The sequence below is a fragment of the Cohnella fermenti genome, assembly GCF_004801405.1.
GTDB classification, from domain to species: domain Bacteria; phylum Bacillota; class Bacilli; order Paenibacillales; family Paenibacillaceae; genus Cohnella; species Cohnella fermenti.
Genome location: NZ_SSOB01000001.1, coordinates 1 through 21,057, shown reverse-complemented (window position 1 = coordinate 21,057; position 21,057 = coordinate 1). Strand labels below are relative to the sequence as shown.

At 43.9% G+C, this 21,057-nt stretch carries 12 protein-coding genes, 1 other RNA gene and 1 pseudogene; 6 read left to right on the top strand and 8 right to left on the bottom strand.

The annotated features are described in order from the left end of the window. Window positions 1-56: 56 nt before the first annotated feature. The 3 genes from E6C55_RS35150 to E6C55_RS00055 form a co-directional block, all read right to left on the bottom strand. Window positions 57-4,442, bottom strand: coding sequence for a rhamnogalacturonan lyase family protein (locus E6C55_RS35150; RefSeq protein WP_136367736.1), 4,386 nt, complete (start codon window positions 4,440-4,442; stop codon window positions 57-59). A 424-nt stretch (window positions 4,443-4,866) separates the two neighbouring features. After that, complete coding sequence (locus E6C55_RS00060; protein WP_136367735.1) at window positions 4,867-5,343, bottom strand: GyrI-like domain-containing protein; 477 nt, start codon at window positions 5,341-5,343, stop codon at window positions 4,867-4,869. A 22-nt stretch (window positions 5,344-5,365) separates the two neighbouring features. After that, complete coding sequence (locus E6C55_RS00055) at window positions 5,366-5,845, bottom strand: hypothetical protein (RefSeq protein WP_136367734.1); 480 nt, start codon at window positions 5,843-5,845, stop codon at window positions 5,366-5,368. Between the two features lie 81 nt (window positions 5,846-5,926). Here E6C55_RS00055 and E6C55_RS00050 point away from each other — a divergent pair, with 81 nt between their 5' ends. From E6C55_RS00050 to E6C55_RS00040, 3 genes are all read left to right on the top strand, one after another. Beyond that, window positions 5,927-6,895, top strand: a complete 969-nt coding sequence (locus E6C55_RS00050; protein ID WP_230986438.1) for a helix-turn-helix transcriptional regulator — start codon at window positions 5,927-5,929, stop codon at window positions 6,893-6,895. Window positions 6,896-7,072: 177 nt separating this feature from the next. Beyond that, window positions 7,073-7,609, top strand: coding sequence for an RNA polymerase sigma factor (locus E6C55_RS00045; RefSeq protein ID WP_136367733.1), 537 nt, complete (start codon window positions 7,073-7,075; stop codon window positions 7,607-7,609). Then, window positions 7,596-9,023: a DUF4179 domain-containing protein gene (locus E6C55_RS00040; RefSeq protein ID WP_136367732.1), complete on the top strand. Its 1,428-nt coding sequence runs from the start codon at window positions 7,596-7,598 to the stop codon at window positions 9,021-9,023. The genes E6C55_RS00045 and E6C55_RS00040 overlap by 14 nt, the downstream gene beginning before the upstream one ends. Window positions 9,024-9,190: 167 nt before the next feature. On the opposite strand, the pseudogene E6C55_RS00035 reads toward E6C55_RS00040, so the two are convergent. From E6C55_RS00035 to E6C55_RS34110, 5 genes and pseudogenes are all read right to left on the bottom strand, one after another. Further along, a pseudogene (locus E6C55_RS00035) lies at window positions 9,191-9,436 on the bottom strand (hypothetical protein); the annotation flags it as partial. A 307-nt stretch (window positions 9,437-9,743) separates the two neighbouring features. After that, window positions 9,744-10,069, bottom strand: a transfer-messenger RNA (tmRNA) gene (gene ssrA / locus E6C55_RS00030). Next, window positions 10,069-10,758: a hypothetical protein gene (locus tag E6C55_RS33530; protein ID WP_168735366.1), complete on the bottom strand. Its 690-nt coding sequence runs from the start codon at window positions 10,756-10,758 to the stop codon at window positions 10,069-10,071. Before E6C55_RS33530 ends, ssrA begins: the two co-directional genes overlap by 1 nt. Next, window positions 10,755-11,978: an AAA family ATPase gene (locus E6C55_RS00025; RefSeq protein ID WP_136367730.1), complete on the bottom strand. Its 1,224-nt coding sequence runs from the start codon at window positions 11,976-11,978 to the stop codon at window positions 10,755-10,757. Before E6C55_RS00025 ends, E6C55_RS33530 begins: the two co-directional genes overlap by 4 nt. 93 nt (window positions 11,979-12,071) lie before the next feature. Next, complete coding sequence (locus tag E6C55_RS34110; protein WP_211093496.1) at window positions 12,072-13,094, bottom strand: TIR domain-containing protein; 1,023 nt, start codon at window positions 13,092-13,094, stop codon at window positions 12,072-12,074. A gap of 353 nt (window positions 13,095-13,447) precedes the next feature. Between E6C55_RS34110 and E6C55_RS00015 the strand changes: the two genes are divergently transcribed. The 3 genes from E6C55_RS00015 to E6C55_RS00005 all read left to right on the top strand — a co-directional run bounded on the left by E6C55_RS00015 (window position 13,448) and on the right by E6C55_RS00005 (window position 20,936). Beyond that, window positions 13,448-14,479 carry an IS630 family transposase gene (locus tag E6C55_RS00015; RefSeq protein ID WP_136367729.1) on the top strand — a complete coding sequence of 344 codons (1,032 nt, stop codon included), beginning with the start codon at window positions 13,448-13,450 and terminating at the stop codon, window positions 14,477-14,479. Window positions 14,480-14,652: 173 nt separating this feature from the next. Further along, the gene (locus E6C55_RS00010) at window positions 14,653-20,184 is read left to right on the top strand and encodes a DUF4011 domain-containing protein (RefSeq protein WP_136367728.1); all 5,532 of its coding nucleotides are present in this window, start codon (window positions 14,653-14,655) and stop codon (window positions 20,182-20,184) included. A 182-nt stretch (window positions 20,185-20,366) separates the two neighbouring features. Further along, the gene (locus tag E6C55_RS00005) at window positions 20,367-20,936 is read left to right on the top strand and encodes a hypothetical protein (protein WP_136367727.1); all 570 of its coding nucleotides are present in this window, start codon (window positions 20,367-20,369) and stop codon (window positions 20,934-20,936) included. Window positions 20,937-21,057: the final 121 nt, after the last annotated feature.

The window sequence follows — 21,057 nt, the reverse complement described above, 5'->3', positions numbered from 1 at the left end:
CCTTGATTAAACAGCCTCCCGGCATTCGCCGAGAGGCCGCTTGTTGCATAACAATCTTACAGATCGAGATCAAGCACGATGTTCAGCATCCGCATGATGATCGCAACCGATTGATCGCGGGTAGCGGTACTGTTCGGTGCGAACTTACCGTCGCCTACACCGTCCACGATACCCGCCCGGTTAAGCTGCTCGATATTTTCCGCCGCCCAATGACCGTTGATATCGGAGAACTTCGATGCTCCGTTGGCCGCGCTCATGCTCAGCACACGTGCCAGAATTGCAGCCATCTCGGCGCGAGTGATCTCTTGGTCGGGATTAAACGCGCCATTGCCTGTACCGTTCACGATACCCGCACGATGCAAGGCCCGGATAACGGCATCCGCCCAGTGACCGGTCGTATCGGAGAAGGAGCCGTCCTCTCCTGTCGTATCAATCCCCTGCGCACGGACGATCATCGCAGCGAATTCAGCTCGCGTTACGTTAGCCGAGCCTTTAAACTCACCGTTAGGAGCGCCTTCGACAATGCCAAGCTGCGAAGCGTATTCGATTGCTTTGGCCGCCCAATGCGTCGCCGCTACGTCGGGGAAGTGGACCGCCGCATTCGTCTGCAGCGCTTGCTGCACATTCGATTTGATCTTCTCTGCGTTCGCAATGGCACTGTTCAGCACCGGCTTCTCCGGAGTTGGCGTCTGCGTCACGGCTCCGGAATCTGTCCCGGAATCCGTATCCGTATCCGTTGCGGAGTCAGGATCGGTCGAAGTTACCGGATCAGGCGTCGGATTATTCGTCTGCTGCGTCGTCACCGTAATCGCCAGTTCCGCAGGCTCACCCGCGCTGAACTCGAAGGTGAGGACGTCGCCATTCGACAGCGTTGCCAAGTAGCTCTTCTTGATCGTAACCACTTGCTTGCCGTCCGAAGTTGCATCAGCGACGCTGTAATCGGTGTCGGCCAGGGTCGTATCGCCGTTCTTGATTCCCGTAAGCGTGTTGCCGTTTAATGTCACGGTCACGGTGATGTCGGCTCCGGCATTCGTGTAGTATGTTGCCGTCGTTGCCGAGAGTTTAGCGCTTAAAGGATTAATCGTGATGAGCTGGCTGCCTGTCAGATCGCCAGAGACTACTGTAACCTTCACAGTACCGGCACCAATGGCTGTCAAACTGCCGTTCTGGTCAATTGAAGCCAGCTCTGTCGGTTCATCGCTTTCGTTCGTTACCGTCCAAGTCACACTGCTAAGACTCGAAGCAGATGACATGACAGGGAAGAAGCTCACTTGTCCGCCAACTTCGACTTCATTGACCGCTGAATATACAGTCAGACTTTGCGCTTCAAGCGCATTGGGGACAATATTAGGCTTATCCGGCTGCTCCATGTCATTGCCGAGATAGAAGCTCGTATGCGGCGGTTGGTTATAGCCCGTATTCTGCCATGCCACTCCGAGGCGGTACACAGGGTCGTGCATAAGAGTCACGAAACGATACGATGTCAGATCCGTTGTCGAGAAGATCCGAAGCTCCGTGCTGTCGTCAGTCGGAACCATCACCTCCTCGCGCCAGTCGCCGAACAAGTCGGCTTGCAGGGATGGATTCCCCTTTGTACCGTTATTCGACCGCATACCATCAAAGGTAACCAGATTTACCAACCGATTGTTCACATAATCCCACTTATCGATCGTCGGAACACCCAGTCCCAGTGCCTCATCATAATTATGATCAAGCAGCTCGCGGCTTAGATCACCATCCCACCAGATCGCAAAGTTCGAAGATGGAATAGAAGTCGAGATTTTCTCCCCCCGCGCCGTGTACAATCCACCGGTCGTGCTATTCCAAGCATCGTCGATCGCCCACATCTCCTCGCCGATATGCGTCGGATCGATATCGGCGCTAAGACCGCGACCTATATCCTTGCCAACTTGCGCTTGGCCCCACAGCACGCGACCTGTCCGAGCATCCTTCAGGTCGGCGGAGTATGGCGCGCTTGTAACCTCTTGTACAGCCCACTCTTCAAGTCCTAGACGAGTCGGGTCTAGATCGCCGACATGCAGGGCGTCCCCGTGACCAAGTCCGGAATTCCAGAGAGGAGTGCCATCATCGTCGATAGCGGCGGCACCTGTAATAATCTCGTCTTTGCCATCCCCGTCCACGTCCGCGACAGACAAGTTATGATTGCCTTGGCCAGCGTAAGCCGGGTAATCATTCGAATCGAACGTCCATCGCTTCACCAATTGTCCGTCAATAAAATCGTAAGCGACCATCACCATACGCGTGTAGTAGCCGCGCTGCATCACGACGCTCGGATGTACGCCATCCAAATAAGCGATTGTCGCCAAGAAGCGGTCTACACGGTTCCCGTACGTATCTCCCCAATCACCGACATTGCCGCGTGCCGGCTCATAATTTTCCGTATCCAACGCTCTGCCGGTTGTCCCTTCAAAGACCGTATGGTATTCCGGCCCGTCAAGGACATAACCGCTCGAATTCCGGTAATCGGCGTCAGCATCGCCAATGGCATTGCCTTGTCCATCGATCGTGCCATCCGCTGTGCGGAAGGTCACTTCGGCCTTGCCGTCCCCGTCCAGATCATAAGCCATGACGTCCAGATAATGCGCACCGGAGCGAATATTGTGACCAAGGTCGATCCGCCACAGGAAGGTGCCGTCCATCTCATAGGCGTCTACATACGTATTGCCCGTATAGCCGGATTGCGAGTTATCCTTCGAGTTGCTCGGGTCCCACTTCAGGATGACCTCATAATCGCCGTCGCCGTCCAGATCCGCAACCGTCGCATCGTTCGCTCGATACGTATACGCTACGTTATCTGGCGTTACGCCGTCCTCCGGCTTGTTGAGCGGAATGCTCAAATAGTTCGAATCCCATGTGCCGACCGTCTCCGATTGAACGGATTCAACCCCATTCAACACCGTACGGACGAAATAATTCGAGCTGCTGGTTCCTTCCGAATCCAGCAGGTTCGTGCTATCGGTTATCGGCGAAGCGTTCACTTTCACTCCGTCACGGTAAACGTTGAAGGCGATATTGTCGGGATCTGTTCCGAGCAGACGCCAACCGACATATACGCCGTCCGACTGCTTCATCGCGACAAGCCCGCGGTTCAAGTTCTCCATCAGACGAGGGTCCAATTTAATCGGTGTTGCCGTAACCGTTACGCCGTTGGATTCCGAATCGTCCGAGAAAGCAGCCTTGACCACAAACGTATATTCGGTGTCATTGGTCAGGCCATTCACTGTCGCAATGTATTTGCCTTGAGGCACCACACTGACCAGCGTCTCACTGTTGTCTTCCCCAACTTGATAAATACGTGCTTCGGTGTAGCTCGGGTCCTGCGGTTCTTCCCACCCAATCTTCACCTGTCCATCATGAGCCTCTGTTACAACATATTGCAAATTAGGCGACTTCTCCAAGCGATTGACGTTAACCGTATACGTCTTGACCATGTCCGCGAACGCAGTATAGCTTACCGTAACCGGAACGCTAACCGTATCCCCCGAACCCCACGAGATAGGAACATCGACGCTCGCCCCGTTCGCGTCATCGTTATCCCCGACAGACACGGTTACGTTGTCCGTGTTGCCTGCGGCAGCGGTAACCGCAATGCTGCTCGTCGAATAAGGAACATCAACACTATATTGTGTCACCTTCGGATCGAACGAAGGGTTTAGCACTAGAGAAGAGCCATTCGCAGCCAACTGGAAGGTGCTCAAGCCCAAATCGAGTGCCGTCCATCTGACATTCGTCAGATTAACCGTCGCTCCTTGTGCATTCTTGTCATAAGCAATCATGAAGCTGCTGATCGTATCCACCGCGTTGTAGAATGTCTCCTGCTTATTGGTGACAAGCTGATTGTCGGCGGTAAGATCCTTGATCGAGATCGTATACGTATGGTTCGGAATGTTGAATACCACGTTGAAGCGGTACCAATGCGTCACGTCGTAAGCGATCTGATTCGCAGAGTCGCCGTAATTATAGAACTTCCCACCATTCAGGACGTATCTCATTGGGTTGTTGCCTTTGCCGACATTGCTTATATCGCTGCTGCTTGTCGTCCATAAGGTTACGCCTTTGCTCGAAGGAATATTGATGTCGAACTCCAGCACCATGCCTCCAGACTGCGCCGAACCTGAGAAACCGAGATAGCTGGTATTGACCGAATCGTTGTTGAAGGACCCATAGGTGGCACCGGTCACGGAGTCTTGAACGACCGTGCCGACAGCAGCCGTACCCTTGGACGTCCACTTGTTGCCGGTACCAATCGTAAACGATGAGCCGGGCGTATAGCTGCTGAAGTCGTCTTGGAAGAGAACGGTGTCAGTATTGGTGCCGGTTGCGTCGCCTGCTTCCGCCCCCAAAACCATCGAGGGAATGAGCATGACTACCATGGAAACTGCGAGCAACATCGACGTGATCTTCTTAAGTCTTCTCTTCATTTACTTCGCTCCTTGTAGCAATGCATTGAGTGTCCAGTCCTGCCGCCGCATGAAGCCCGTTCTCGGCTTCACCCCGTTATAAAGCGCTTCCACTTTGAAGTGAAACGCTTCCAACTTTCCTTCTCTCACCTCACATTGGTAGGCATATACTCAACCATACTCACCCGAATATAGCTGATCTTACAGTGGCAAGGATGTGTCTGCATTGTAGGCCATCGCCAACTTCACCGTAAATCATGACTATTGATTGTCGATATCATTTTTGATTTTGTATCAAAAATGATAGGTAGGAGCAAAAATGAAATCGCTTCCTCTGTTCCTGATTGCCTGCCGACGAAGCCCGCTCACCGAACCTCTTTCTCCACGTAAAAAAAACCATCCTCATGCGGATGGTTTTCGTGCCAAGGAGGTTCAAGCCTAACGATTACCTTTTGACAACAGGTACCCAGAACTCGCCGTAGAAAGTGCCGTCGCCGTTATCTTGGCGAAAAGTCGCATTGGGCCCGCCGATGTAAGCATAGTCGGTGACTTGGGCCAGAACTTCGCCAAAAGCGCGGTAAGTCAACTGATCGAATAGAGTATCCTTGTCGCCTTTTCCTGCAACTACGATGTACTCGCTCTCCGGGAACTCGATAATGCGCGTTGCGTCAGCCACCGCTCTTCCGGCTTCTACCGCAAAATAATTCCACGGTTTGCCTTGATAAACCTCGTTGACCGACCATTCGCGATCGTCTTTTGCGGCGTCTTTGAGCTTATCAAACCGCCCGTCGGCTTTGAGTCTCCCCCAAAACTCGGCTTTTTCCTGTTGCAAGGCCGGAACGTCTTGAAAATTCGACTGGATTGAAAAACCATACGCGGTCAATGTGAATGACTTTTTTTGTTCCAGTGTGTAATTCGCCATGTGAGTGCTCCTTTATCCAAGATCAGCCTTCAACTTTTTGCGCACGAAGCCACATTTCGCCGTAGAATTCACCGTTTCCTGCTGCCTTGACGAATGTCGAGTTGCCGGGCCCCACGTACTTGTAGTCAGTGATTTCGTTCATCATGCCGCCGAACACTTTGCCTGTAATTTCGTCAGCAAGGCGGTCCTTGTCAGTTCCTGTGCCCGGTATGACGAGGTAGTCTCCAGCGAGGAAGTGAAGGACGACTGCCCCTTCCACTTCGAACTCGCCCATCACGCCGAAGCCGCGCCAAGCCTTGCCATCGAGCACGTAATTGATTTGATATTCTTGCCCATCAGCGAGCGCGAGAAGTTCAGCAAGCTTGCCGTTTTCAGTGATTTCCGCTTTTTTCGCTGCCGTTTTCGCTGCATTGCCTGCCCAGTCGTTAAAGTCTTCAAATAAGACACCGAAAGCCGTCATTTTGTAGTCTTCCGAGATGGTTTTGATTGAATAATTAGACATATTATTCTCTCCCTTGTGGGTTGATTATTACAAGCTTGATTCTATTTGCAGAATGTATCAAAAAATGATACTCTTTTTAAAATGAAAAAAACAGAGCGAGTAAACCTGATCATGCGCTATATCAATAACCGGGCGCATTTTACGATTGCCGAGATCCAGCGGGAGTTCAAGATTTCCCGCGCGACGGCGATCCGCGACATTAACGAGATTCAGGCATTGGGGTTTCCGCTGACGACAGAGCTTGGGCGCGGTGGCGGCTACCATGTCCTGCAGAATCAGTATCTGCCCGCCGTCCGCTTCACCCCGGAAGAGCTGAAGGCGATTTTTATCAGCTTTATCGCCTCAAGGAATTCGCAGTTGCCTTATCTGCATAATCGCCGCTCCATCACGGAGAAACTCATCGGCATCGCGTCTCAAACCCAACAAGACGAGCTGATCGAGTTGAATAATATTTTACTTTTTGAAAATACGAATCCTGCCAATCCGAATCTTTTGGAGCTTGATGATGCGGCGCCTGCGGAGCTGAACCAGCTTATTTCGCTTGCTGTGCGTAATAAGCACCTGCGCTTGACTTATGAGATGAGTCCTGGCTGGCCGCAGTTAATGGACGTTTTTTTACTGCATATTTTCAACTCGAACGCCCGGTGGCTGGCCGAGGTTTATGATTTTGATACCGATGAGTTCCGCTATTTGCCCGTTGAACTGCTAAGGGATTCGGCTATTTCCGAGCAAGAGATGAAGTGGTCCGAACAAGAGATTTTGAGCAAAAAACGACTTGGCGCACGTGAGTCCAATCTTGTTGTGAGGCTTGATAAGACGGGGATTCAGCGCTTTAAACGCATGCACCCGCCGGGGATTATTTTGTCCTTTACCGGGATGTTTCAGTCGAGCGGAGTTTTTAATGTTCATCTGGACGTAACCGATGTCGAGACGCTGGCATATTACGTCGATTGGCTTTTGTTTTTGGGGAGAGGAGTCGAGTTTGAACGGATTCCTGCTGAACTTCGCACGATGCTGGAGGAGCGCTTAGGGCGTCCTCCGGTATTTTGAAGCCGCTATAACGTCTTAATAGCTAATCCCTTACCATCAAGGGGTTGGCTATTTTTAGTGTACCCCGACATGAGCTGACTATTAATAAAATATCGATTAAATAAAAAATATGTCACAAACCAGCTCTTTGAACTGTTATAAGGGAACATCGACGAATAAATAATAGGAGGTGAACTTATGGAGGAAATAGATATTGGAAAAAGGTTTGTTAATGGCGGAGAAAATGAACTGGAAGAGATAATCAATCTCTATGGAGAAAAACTCCTTCGCTATGCAACGGCGATTCTATGTGATTATCATGAAGCAGAAAATATTGTACAAGAAGTTTTTCTTGCAGCCTATCAAAATCGGAATATTTTTGATGGCAATAACCTATCCGCATGGTTGTACAAAATTACATATAATCGTTGTTTAAATCAACTAAAAAAGCGTAAGATCCTGTATTTCCATGATATTCGTAGCGAAGTCGTTTTACCAGAGAAAGATACAGGTTTAAGTGATGAGATGCTTCGTGCATTACAGAAGCTTAAACCTATGGAACGTGCTTTGTTATATGGGAAGATTATAGATGGGCAGAGTTACGAGGAACTATCTCAGCTTACAGGAAGTTCTCCAACTGCATTACGCAAACAATATCAACGAGCCAAAGATAAGATAGTTAAATATCTTAATATTGAATATGGCAGAAAGGAGTCTAACTATGGACAAATTTGATATGGACGAAAAACACATACATGACATGTTCTCCAAAATCAAGGTTGATCCAAGTAAACTTGCCAAGCAGGTGAAAAACCGATTGTACGAAGGTAGCTCTAAGAGGCCTGCTAGACACCGCAAACGGTGGACAAAGTCAATAATTGCAGCTATTGTGCTGTCGTTCGTATTAGTTACTAGTGCAACTGCTGCATCTTTAGGGAATTTTAATTGGTTCATGGAGAGATTTAATCCTGATTTCGGCAAGATCGTTGAACCAGTTGGAGTCTATAGTGAGGACGAAGGAATTCGCATGGAGGTCATTGGTGCACAGAAATATGATAATAGGGCGATTGTTTACCTATCTCTTCAGGATAGATCAGGTCAAAACCGATTGACGGAACAGACTGATTTTAGAGACGGATTCAATGTAAAAATGCATTCACAAACAAAAGAAGGAGCCAAAGGCGGAGACGAAGTTTTATCATCCTACCTGTCATGGCAACAAAAAATGCTTTATTTTGATAAAGACACGAATACCATTTATTATGAGTTTAATATAACGGTTGATCCAAACACACCATCATCAGATCTGTTGGAGCTTGGCAGCTTCCTTGTTTATTTTAACGAAAAAGCCTATAGAGACGAACCCCTTTCCGTATCTCTTAAAGGAATTGAAGATGCAGACACGATTCCTATTGAACAAGCAGAGATTTTTGGGGGCAGTAATGTACCAAGTGACCTCAGTTCATTAACAGAGGCACTTATGCCCGGGGATTATGCTTCCATGCCCCATGGTGAAAAAGATCAATGGGTTTCAAATATCGGTATTATAGATGGAAAATTGCATGTGCAGATAGGAAAAATTTTCAATAAAGAATTCAGTCCTAGTGATGCCATGCTTTCTCTAAAGGGGCCAGACGGTAATGTAATCTCCTATGATTATAGCTTGGTATTTCTCAGTGATAAGAAAAATAATCTTCTCAACGATTATGATGATGCTAAATATAAATATGAAGAATTTGTATTTCCTGTAAACAGCGAAAATCTTAGTCATTACACTCTTTATTATACGGGTTCCGTTTATTCCGGGGTTGAAGGCCAATGGAAGGTGGCGGTAAATACAAGGGATACAACTGCCAATGTACGTACTTGGAAAAATGATATTTCAGTAGAAAATCAGCTTTTTGAATATATAACCCTTAGTCCTTTAGGCTTACAAGTAATCGGTACCTATGAAGGTGAGAATTCCATGGTCAGTGATATGCTGCTTCAAATTGAAACAGTAGACGGTATTATCCCATTGGAAGGTGGGGGAGGCAGCCAAAACCCTGATAAGCATACCTTCAATTCAAGCTGGAATACGAAAGCTCCTTTAGATATTACCAAAGTTAAAGCAATAATTATAAATGGCACTCGAATACAGGTTAAATAACAAAATAAGGACGTTTGTAGAGAAGAAGAGTTGCGCTATTCTGCACCTTAGCTTAATTAAAAAGCCTTATGTATTATGAATAAAAGGGCAGCTAAAACGTCTTAATCGCCCTTGCTGTCCTTTTATTAACATCCACCAACTAAGATTGTGTTCGTTTTTGATAAGGTTTATAAATCCTCCAAAACTTGCTTTCTTAGAGCGATGATTTCAGCCTCAGATAATCCTGATGCCCTAGCTATAATTGCTGTATCCACTCCAAGCCTAAGAAGTTCCAGAGCCATCTCAATCGTTTTTCTTTTCTCTCCTTCAGCCAACGCTCCTTCAATCATGGAAGCTTCATCATGCAAATATTTCTGCCTATCTTCATACAATCGACGGGCCTCGGCATCCTGACTCAGAAACTCCAATGTATCCCCCGGTTCTCCTCGCTGCCGAAAATCCGTTTGAATAAAAAATCATTGCGAGGATCAAGCAGTTTGCTCATCTGCAATCAACTCCATTCGTCAATAGTATATCATGCCTGCTAATTCTTAGACACACGAAGCAGACACGCGAAAGCGAATCGCGTGCCTAGCCCCGATCGTATCCGGCCATAGATGCCATGCTCACCCGCTTCGCTTCCTGCGCGTGGAACGAACCCTAATGTCCTCTTCCGAATCGGGGCGACTCCCCAATTTGGCCCACAAAAAAACTCTGACCTCATGCGGTCAGAGTTTCTTATGGTGGAGCCGAGGGGAGTCGAACCCCTGTCCGAAGATAACGCAACATAAGCTTCTACGGGTGTAGTAACAGATTTGATGTCACCCTAGAGACTCCCTGTCACCGGATTCCCTTCGGGTCAGCCTGATTGTCTTCTTCAGCTAGCCCCAGGCGGAGACTAGACAGCGTATCCCACTAAAGTTGAGCCCCTATCCCGCCACATGGGCAATGGAAGGTAGGAGCACGTGAGCAGCTTCTTAGGCTGCTACAGCGTAGGTTGGTTGTTTCTTGCCGTTTAACGCTACCCGTACCCGAACAAACTCTAACATTGATCTACAACCAAATCCTACATTGCAGCCAACCATCCTGTTATTGCTTGATCGAATTTTGCTGCTTGAATACAATGTTGCTTTACAAATTCCCAGTGTTTAATGATTAATGGTACTACATTCTTTTCGTAATATCTTCTATTTTTAAAAGGAGCCCCATCCTTTGTTTTCAGCAGTTTATACGGATTACGTATCAGTACACTTGCAGGATTATTTACCAGCTCAATAGGCTCAATTGCGGTAACGTCAAGCCCCTTCTCAGCAATAAATGCAGCTAATGCCCAAGATTCTAATGAATCGACGGTAATAACGAATAAACTTCCATCTGGGAGTGCATCCTCATTTAACAAGCTCTTTAACCATTTCTCTAACGCCAATGAGATTTCTATAACCGTGTTTTCTCCATTGTACTCCAGAGAGTCAGCTTCTCTTACTACATCACCATCAATCTGAATTATAAGTAGATCTAGTGAGCTTCCTGTTGATAGGTACGTAGTTAAACCACCCTTTTGTGGAATAGTCTCACACCAACGAGCAACTCCTTTCCACCCACCTCCCCTTATCCCGAACCCTTCTGTTTCACCTTGCTCAGGTTGAAGAGAATTAAAAATGAATTGATGTTCTTTTACTATATGTAACAATAATCCCTCAAGAACAGCTTGATCCGTGTTCCCTTCACTGACAATTCCTATATGAAGACGACTCATAGATCAGGTACACCTCCAAGACGTCCCTCTAGCCATAACCTGGACAAAGTATATCCTTGTTTGCCCAGTTTACGCAGATTTTCATCAATTATAATCCGCTCCACATGAGTATTACCTGTTCTTTTATCTCTATTGACTGTAAAAAGACGAATAGAGTCGTTCTCCAAATCAAGCCCGTCTAATACAAGGGGATTATGTGTTGTTACAATCGCCCTCTTATTATGAGCGATTACTTTTTCAGCAAATACTTTAGTTAGTTTTCTTGCAAGTCTGGGATTTAACGCTTGATCAAAATTGTCAACAGAAAAAATAGATGGTGTCTTAGGATGCATTGCTAAAGATAATAAAAACAAAACATACAATGCCCCTTCACTTGCATCGTATGAAGTCAACTCATTTCTATTGTCTCGCATAAATGTGTCTGTAAAAATAATCGTTTGACGTCCCAATGATACACTAGAGGATAGGTTTCCTTTATTAGGAGGCCCAACTTTAATAGCATCCACCCAATCAAGTAATTCTAGCAATTCATCCATCATAAGCGAACCAAATTCTTCTTTTTCATTGTTTAATAAATCTGCTACAACTTCAGGAAGCCGACCTCCTAGTAACCCTAAGGGTTCTCGTTGTGTTGAATCCGAGGCTAACCCCCGTAATACCAGCGTGGTCGGACTGAAAATAGAATAATGTCGCAAGTACTCATAGAATGTTCTCACATCACCAGGACTTTCTTTTTCAGGACCAATTCCTTGTATAAATGCGAGCCATCCTTTTTCATCAATAACATCGATATCTTGGATCCCATAGAGTTGGAGCCTGCTAGCACGTGAACGTCCAAAGACTTTTTCACCATTTCGTTCAAGCTGTTCGGAAAAATACTTCCAGTAAGGACTAGGATTTTTACTAGGGTTTTGAAGATGAACACGATAATCAAAAATATTTTCATCAAGTTCAAGATGAACGCCTACATTAAGAGTATTGGATAAACGCTCTCCATTGCTAAATGAGGATTTATATAATTCAGGCGTTCCTAATCTCACACCGCGGCGGAGCAACGACTCATCTCCAACTTCACCAGAAACGGCAGCACTTAGAATACCTACCGCTTCCAGCAACGCACTCTTACCAACACCATTAGCCCCTACCATAACGTTCACAGACCCGAGTTCAATTTCTACATTGTGAATAGACTTAAAATCTTGTATTGTTACTTTCACCATTCTCACCTACCTGTTTTCATACTTATCCAATATACCTGTTATTATTGTAATCTATAGTTTAGAAAATATACTTTGACTACACTCTTAATAAAATCACTGTATAACTCCCACATCTTTCAGTTCGAGCATTATATCACGATATAACTCTTTGACATCTTGTTTAAATCTCTTTTGTATTACTCCTTGAAAATCGCTAAACATTTGAATGGTCTCGTGGTTATCCTGAAGAATAAGGCATGTATTCCGTCTTCCTAGCCTTGCCACAAACCATCCTAATTCAAATATAACGTTAGGTCTAGCTTGAAAATATTTATTCCCCTTATTTTCAACAATATCATCAGGGGTAAAAAGGGCAAATGCATAAGAGCATTGATCAGCATAAAATTCAAACTTGTCAATCAATGTTGTAATGCCCTTATCAGGTTGCTCACCCAATATTATTGGATTCAGTCCAAAATCTGTCTTAAGTATCTTTTCTAACTCTCTCCACTTCGCTTCATTATGTCCATGAATTATGAAAACATTTTTATTCATTATAGGCTCCTCTATAATGGTTTCAGTATTCTCAATCAAGTCCATTTCAGTGTCTAATAAATAAATTGAGGCCTTGGTACGAATCTTTTGCAACAATGCTCTGTATGCATCAATAGTGTCTATAAGCAACTGATCAATTTTCTGTTTACTCTTGTTTTCGTAGTATGAATCTAATGGATGTAACCCTTCTGGAACAATGTTTCTTTCTAAACTGGTTTGAAACCCTTCTAATTTTGTTTCTATTTCAGGTAACGAAAAAGATAGAACCCCCCCTTTAATGTCTTTAAATGCAAAATTAATCGCTTTCAATTGAATGTACTCTTCTATTATCCTACTATAATTATCTCTAATTTCCGTCTCTGCAATCCCTTTTTTCAAAAGATTAGTTCGGTAGAAATCTCTTATTTTAAGAGTTTCCTGCTTATTATCATTATCCCTCATAATCAGTCTAAATAATGTAAGATGATAAAAGTCATGATTATAGCTTGCTATTCGTAAACATTTTTGAATTACTAAACTGGTTCGAACTTGTCTTTCTTCAATATCTCTAATAGCTTCTCTTACTAGATTTAAAACATTCATACATCTTCACCTGCGTTTTTATTATAAGTTTAGAACCGAAAAATCATTTCAACCAGCTTCTACACTATCACTCCCATGCTCATTCTCATAATATAAACAAAGAATGGATTTGATCTCCTGTCGCCCACTCTGGCGGATTCTTACCTCGAATGCTTACGTGAAGTTCAGCCGACAACTATATCAGTCCCTTCAAAAATATTACATGTCTTAATCACATGCTCTCATATCAAGAATTGACTGTCAAAGCAGTTGTCGGCTATTTCGTTATATAAATTGAACTCATGATTCCAACAAATCGCCTGACCCCCCAATTCGGGTAAAAGAGAGAAAGACGACCGAAGGGCGGGAAGCACATGACGACAGCACAACAAATTCAGCAAGTAACGGAAGCGATGAAGCAGACGAACAACAAACGTCAGTACGAGCGGTACTTGGCCGTTCGACTTCGTTTAGAGGGACGAACCTACACCGAGATCGCGGAGATTCTCGGAAGAACCTACCAATCGATTAGCAGCTACTGCAAGTGCTACGAAGAAAACGGGTTGTCCGCTCTCGATATGGGGCATTCTCCCGGCGGACCCAAAAAACTGACCGAGCAGCAGGAACAAGAGATTGCTGAAACGGTTGTTCATAAGAAGCCAGTCGATGTTGGCATTGAGGCCCGACATACATGGACGCTTGGTATTTTGGTGTCATGGATCGAGCAACGCTTTCAACAATCCTTCACAGAAAAGGGGGTGTCGAAACTACTTAAACGGCTTGGATTCAGTTACACCAAAGCGACTTATACGCTTGCACACGCCAACCCGGTCGAGCAAAAAGCATTTCGTGAAATCACGCTCCCCAAGCTGAAAGAGCAGATTGTGGAGGGACAAATCGACCATTTGCTTTTTGAAGACGAATCCATGATTCGCGCTTATTTGGCCTTGCAATATAACTGGTTTCTCAAGGGACAGCAACGGAAAATTCCGACGTACGGGCGTCACGAAGGTGCCAAACTGTTGGCGGCCATCGATTACGAAACTGGGCGCGTCACTCATCGAGAAGTCGAAGAATGTGATACCGCTGCGTTCCGGCAATTTCTCGAACAAATACTCGAGGCGTACCCGGAAGGCAAGATCGTCATGGTACTCGATAACGCTCGCATCCATCATGCAAAGCGGCTTCAGCCATTTCTCCAACAGGAGAAACGTTTGACGCTCGTTTTTCTGCCGAAGTACAGTCCCGAACTAAATCCGGTAGAAGGGCTTTGGAAGTGGCTCAAGCATGACGTCGTCAACAATGTCTTCTTCAGCAAGTTCTATCACATTCGCAAGCATGTCACTGATTTCATCAAACAAGTTAATCGTTACCCTCAAAAGGTAATCGATCGATTGTTAACTTGAACCAACTCGAGTAGTAAAGTCTTCAGTTCAATTTATATATAATATAAATGTTGACAATTAACAGCACTTCGAGTCGAAAGAAGGAGTTTTTTTCTATCTGTTGAAATTATTTATAGGAACTTTGTTGCCTGCATACGCATGATTAAAGTCCTAGGATGATTGAGGTGTTAATAATGGCTGCAATTGATGTCCGTATAGATAAATGGAAAAAGCGGCTCCTTGATTTGGGCAAGAAAAACAGACTCATTAATTATCGGGAAACCAAGCGTTCCAATATAAAGATTGTAAGTCCTGACCTTGCTGAATTGTTCAGGCTGTTAGTCGTGAATGAGACAGCCTTAGAATTCCCTTTTCCTTATGAAGAACTCGAAGATGAGGACAATGAAGCTACGGAGCCATTTACTTCACTTGGTGATATCCAAACTAACCAATCAATCAAAGAGCAGCAGAAGACTTTAAGGAATCTTAGAAATAAAGCTAAGACAGCACTTGAAGAACAAGGTGTCAATATTCTATATCTTACATTTGGCTTTCTTAAATGGAAGGAAAGCCTGGACTCTGACCAAACGATCACGTCCCCTATCGTGCTTGTTCCTGTTACTCTTACATTAGAGTCCATTACGTCCCCTTTCGTCCTGCGTCTACATGAAGACGAGGTTGTTATCAACCCAACATTAAAATATAAGATGGAGCACGAATTTGGGGTAACTCTACCTGAATTTGATGCACATGAAGACAGCATAACAGATTATCTCACAACCCTCAGCAAAACAGTTATCAAAAACCAATGGGAAGTTGTCCTTGAAACGGGACTAAGTCTACTCTCATTTTTGAAAATAAATATGTATGAAGACCTGAATAAGAATCAAGACAAAATTAAAACCCATCCCGTTCTTCTTGGGTTATCTGGAGACAGAACTCAAATTAAAACATTGCCAACTGAATTCAATCATTATAATCATGATAAGAAGACACGGGCTATAGATACGTTTCAAGTTGTAGATGCTGATTCCAGCCAGCAAGATGCCATTCTTTATTCAAAGAAGGGTGTCAGTTTTGTGCTGCAAGGCCCCCCAGGCACGGGGAAAAGCCAGACCATAACAAACATAATCGCAGAGAGTCTTGCTGAAGGTAAGCGAGTCCTCTTTGTGTCTGAGAAAATGGCAGCCCTTGAGGTAGTACACAAACGTCTGTCTCAGGCCGGCCTTTCAGATTTTTGTTTGACTCTACACAGCCATAAGGCCAATAAGAAAGAGGTTCTGAATGATCTTGGACGTACATTAGCTTTAAACAGATTTAAGGTTCATGAAGAGGCAATCTCACAGCTTGAATTACTAGAGAGACAAAGAGAAAAATTGAACCATTATGTTGCGGAGCTCCATACGATCATACAGCCACTCAATCAATCTCTATATATGGTTAATGGGAAATTGGCAAACTTGTATGAGACCCCCGACGTGATATTCACCATTAACAACGTTGCTGGAACAACACAGGAACAATTGAATCGATATAAATATCTCCTGAATGAGTTATCCAAGACCATTGGAAAAATGACCGCAGATTATGTTCTTAACCCATGGAAAAATTGCATTGTTCCCAATGTCTCTCACGAATTAAGGCATGATATTGAAACGAATCTAAGGAAACTGTCCCCTGCCTTCAAAACACTTTTGGAGAATTTCAACAAAGCTAACATAACACTTGGCTTGAATAGGGGATCGAGCTTATCCGAAATAGGCGATCTCATTGAGATCCTCAATATATCTGAGAAATCACCGGGTATTCCGATTCATTGGGTAACAACGGACGACATATCCTTGCTTATTCAGCAAGCAGAGAAGTATCTTGGGATGAAACAAGAGTATGAGGAATGTCGGGATCATCTGCGTAAGATGTACCATAGCGATTACTTCACAATGCAAGCGGAAGCTAGAAAGTTACAACTCCAAACAAAAATCTCAGACACCAAGCAGCTATTAGACTCTGAAAGTTTTCCTACTGAAAATGATGTAATAAAGTTTGCAAGATCAATCATAAACGAATTATCCACGGTTTCCAAAAGATTAGAAGCCGCATCTGCCGCGGCTGAAAGTATTGTTGAAACGCTCAGAATTCCATACAAATCATCTATTGTCGGCTTAGAAAGCCTATTCATGTTAATGAGTCATATACTTCTTAATCCAAGGCCAACCGAAGCGTGGTTTGAGCCTGGCAAATACACTGCTATCAAGAAGATATCCTTAGAGGCTAAGATTACCTACGACCAAATCAATGAAATTACAGCTTCAATCAGCAGCCTCTTTGATAAAGAAATCTTTGAGTTGGATTTCTCATCTATGCTTAAACGGTTCAAAGTGCAATATACCTCTTGGGTTAAACATCTTAAGAAGAGCTACAGATCAGACAAGAAACATATCCTTGGCTTAATGAAGGGCAGTAATCAAAAGATCGACGATCAAACAATTATCACCGCTTTAAATCAGTTAAAAGATCTCTCCGATAAGCATATATGGCTAAAAGAGAATGATCCCCTCTTGACTGAACTGCTTGGAGGCCATTACTCGGGGAAACTAACAGACTGGGGCCTGTTGGAACAATCACTTGAACATTTCTCAAGCATCATTAACTCGTTCTCGGGTGAACCAATACCCTCGAGTGTTAAGGACTTCCTTATTAGCAGTGATTCTAGCTATCAAAGTCTTAAAACGTACCATGAGAACTTAGGAATCATTAAGGATAATGATTTACCGCTTATTCTTCAAAGAGTACTCTCAACAACTTCGGATTATAAGGGCATGGATTTATCAGCAATCCTTGAAACGATTACTGAAGTAACTAATTTACTACAGGATCTAGATGGGTTATTTACAGAGGTGACTAGACTTAGCAGTAAAGAGCTTTCATTTGATGAAGTAATGGACGACCTCTCCAAGCTCGAAATCATTCAGATTACTGATCTTACGATCAATACGGAGAGTGAACGTCTTAAAGAGACTTATCAAAACTTCTTCAATGGTAGTATCCAGACGGACTGGAATTCAATCTTAAGCTCGTTATCTTGGACTGGTGATCTTAAAAAAATACACGAAAAATACGCTTTACCACTGAATTATATTGCTCGCATTTGTTCCGACACAACATTCATCACTGAGGTCTCTACATACAATAAAAGCTTAAAAGACAGTTTGTCCCAGATACAAAAGGAATGGCGTTGGTATGCAGACCTCTTCGACAATAAAGAAGAGCTACACTGGACAGACTTAACAGTGTTATCCTTAAAGATCGACAATTGCTTAAATAATATCTCCTCATTGGAAGAATGGATTGATTTCCGTAGTTGTCGTGATGAATGTAATAAAGAAGGCCTAGCGGAGTATGTCCAGAAGATAGAAGAGCTTAAGATCGACAAGAACCAGATTTCAGGTACTTTCTTAAAGCGATTTTACCGACTTTGGGTAGACTCAGTGATCCTTAAGTTTCCCACAGTTAACTCATTCCGTAGTCGAAGTCACGATGAGATCATTCGTGAATTTAATCGCCTTGATCTGACTCAGCTTACTCTAGCCCGAACAAGGATTAAAGAACGGTTGGTCTCGAGGTTACCGGATCTGAACACAGCAACAATGGCCGTAGATGAAGTCGGGATATTAAAACGTGAATTAGGAAAGCAGCGTAAAATACTTCCTCTTCGCAAGCTATTCAGGGTGATTCCTAACCTTTTGCTAACATTAAAACCTTGTCTTATGATGTCTCCTCTTTCTGTAAGCCTGTTTCTTGACGCAGATAATTACAATTTTGATGTTGTAATTTTTGACGAAGCCTCACAGGTTTGTACCGAAGATGCAATCGGAGCCATTATGAGGGGGAGCCAGGTTATAATAGCCGGTGACAATAAACAGTTACCTCCAACAAATTTCTTCGCCGCGAGTACATCAGATGGTGACTTTGATGTGGACGATTCTGTTGATGAGGGGTTAGACGATACAGACGCCTTTGAGTCCATCCTTGATGAATCTTTAACTGTTCTTGCAGAGCGTACACTAAGATGGCATTACCGAAGCCGACATGAACATCTAATCGCATTCTCGAATGCAAAGATCTACAATCATGATCTGATCACATTTCCGTCTCACATCGATAAGGTTCCTAATCACGGCGTCGAATACATTCATGTTGAAAACGGAGTTTATGATCGGGGAGGCAAAAAGTGTAACTCCAAAGAGGCTGCACGTGTTGCAGAATTGGTTTATGAGCATTTCCGTAATTATCCCGACAGGTCCTTAGGAGTTGTCACTTTCAGTGAAGCCCAACAGCAAGCCGTTGATACAGCAATTCGTCAATTACGTTTACAAAACCAAGAGTACGAGAAATTCTTTAATGAGGATAAAGAAGAAGCATTCTTTATCAAGAACCTGGAGAATGTGCAAGGTGATGAACGTGATACGATTATCTTCAGCATTGGTTACGCTAAAGATCCCAACGGCATAATGTACATGAACTTCGGGCCTTTAAGCAGATCGGGCGGATTTCGCCGGTTAAACGTTGCCATAACCCGAGCCAAGTATAACGTGAAATTAGTAGGATCAATTCGTCCAACCGACATAAAGCTGGAGAGCACAAACGCCGAGGGTGTCAAAATGCTACGCTCCTACATTGAGTTTGCTATCAATGGTCCTAACGCAATTCTTAACGAATTGACGTTCACCGAAACGGTAAACGTAGATTCCCCATTTGAAGAATCTGTTTACGACTTCTTAGTGAAGAATGGATTCTCTATAGCTACCCAAGTGGGTTGCTCCGGATATCGAATTGATCTTGCCGTTAAACATCCTACGTTAAGCGGTAGGTTCGTTCTAGGGATAGAATGTGATGGAGCCACTTACCATTCAGCTCGAACAGCTAGAGAACGTGATAGGCTGCGTCAAACTGTCTTAGAAGATATAGGTTGGAGGATCTATCGCATATGGTCTACCGACTGGATTAAAGATCCTTTAACGGAGGGCCGGAAGCTACTCGAAGCTGTCCATAAAGCTTTAGATGAATATTCAGAAGAAAGCAGCATTAATTCTGGAGCAATGTACAGATTTCAAGACGAACTTTTGCAAGAATCGATAAGCATTGAGGTCATTGAGAGTCCCGTATCGAATGATGAGCATTCTTATGGCAATCCGTATTCGTTCGATTATTACGAAGAGGCCAATGTGTATGAAGTTAAACGCCCTTCCGATGACACGACGTACTTGAAGAACGTAATCAAATATGTTGTCCAGAAGGAATACCCTATCCATTTTGAATTGCTGTGCAAAAGAGTAGCCGGGTTGTTTGGCAATCAGAAGGTAACTGTCAAAGTCCGAGATTCAGTCAATTATGTGATCGATAGGTATCTTGCGGATATATTGAAAAAAAGAGATGACTTCCTCTGGATCAAGGGGGCCGATAACATCAAAGCGAGAGTACCCCTTTCTAATGACGTTGGGGTTAGGACAGTAACTCACATTTCAAAGGAAGAAATCGCTGAAGCAATGTTCCAGATAGTGAGCAAGAGTATTGGCATAACTATCACCGACCTTTACTTGGTTACTGCACGTGCATTTGGGTTCAGTAGAATTGGCGGCAACATCAATCATGCAATGCAACAAGCATGTGAGTATTTGGTCGAATCAGGGATTGTTAAAAACCAGAATGGCAAAATAATAGTATAAAATAGATAATTGCAAAAAATAACGGGAGATCAAAAACAAATTGATCCCCGTTATTTGTTTATTCATTGAAAAGAATTTACTTTGGATTTTTTATTCGCCATACATTTACCTTCTTCAAAGTTCACTTATTGTGCGATAATCACATAATAATGCACTCTATAACGCTTTGTAAGGAGATTACTATGATTATTTTAAATATGTATGGAAAAATAGAGCCCGTCATTATTTCAACTAAGTTAGGAGTTGGTATATCGAACCCACCTAATGATTGGGTAAGTGGACTTCAGGACGACATTATGGAAGAGATACTTATACACGAACATAATTTTAAGACCTGGGTAAGAATGGGCTTTAGACACTTAACCTTTCAGAAATATGACCCAACTGCTCTTGTAAAAAAGACAAACTGGAATCTTACTACGTCAAGAAATAAGTCGGACTTACATGTCATAGCACAAAATCTTATCGGTATTAATGTGTTAGATTTTGAAAACTCATACCTGCGACTAAAGAATGATACAATGGACAGTCCGACATGTGAAGTTTCGTACCCTCAGAAGTTTATTGATTTTTGTAATATGATTCAAAATGCTCCAAGTGCAAGGAACGTCTTAAACCATAAAATACCTTTCTCTACCTACTCTTCCGATGAACTAAATTCAAAGCCTAGGATTCTATGCTTCCTTCGTGCAATGTTAAAGCACGACTTCAACCTTGAAAATTACAAAAAAGAATGCATTGCATCCTGTTAACGCTCACGTACTTTGTCGGTGAAAGAATCACCGACAATGACGTGGGCGTTCGTGCGTCAGGCACGACAGCTGCCTGAGAAGCCTAACGCCAATCATCAGGGGAGTGGAAAAACGGCAGGTC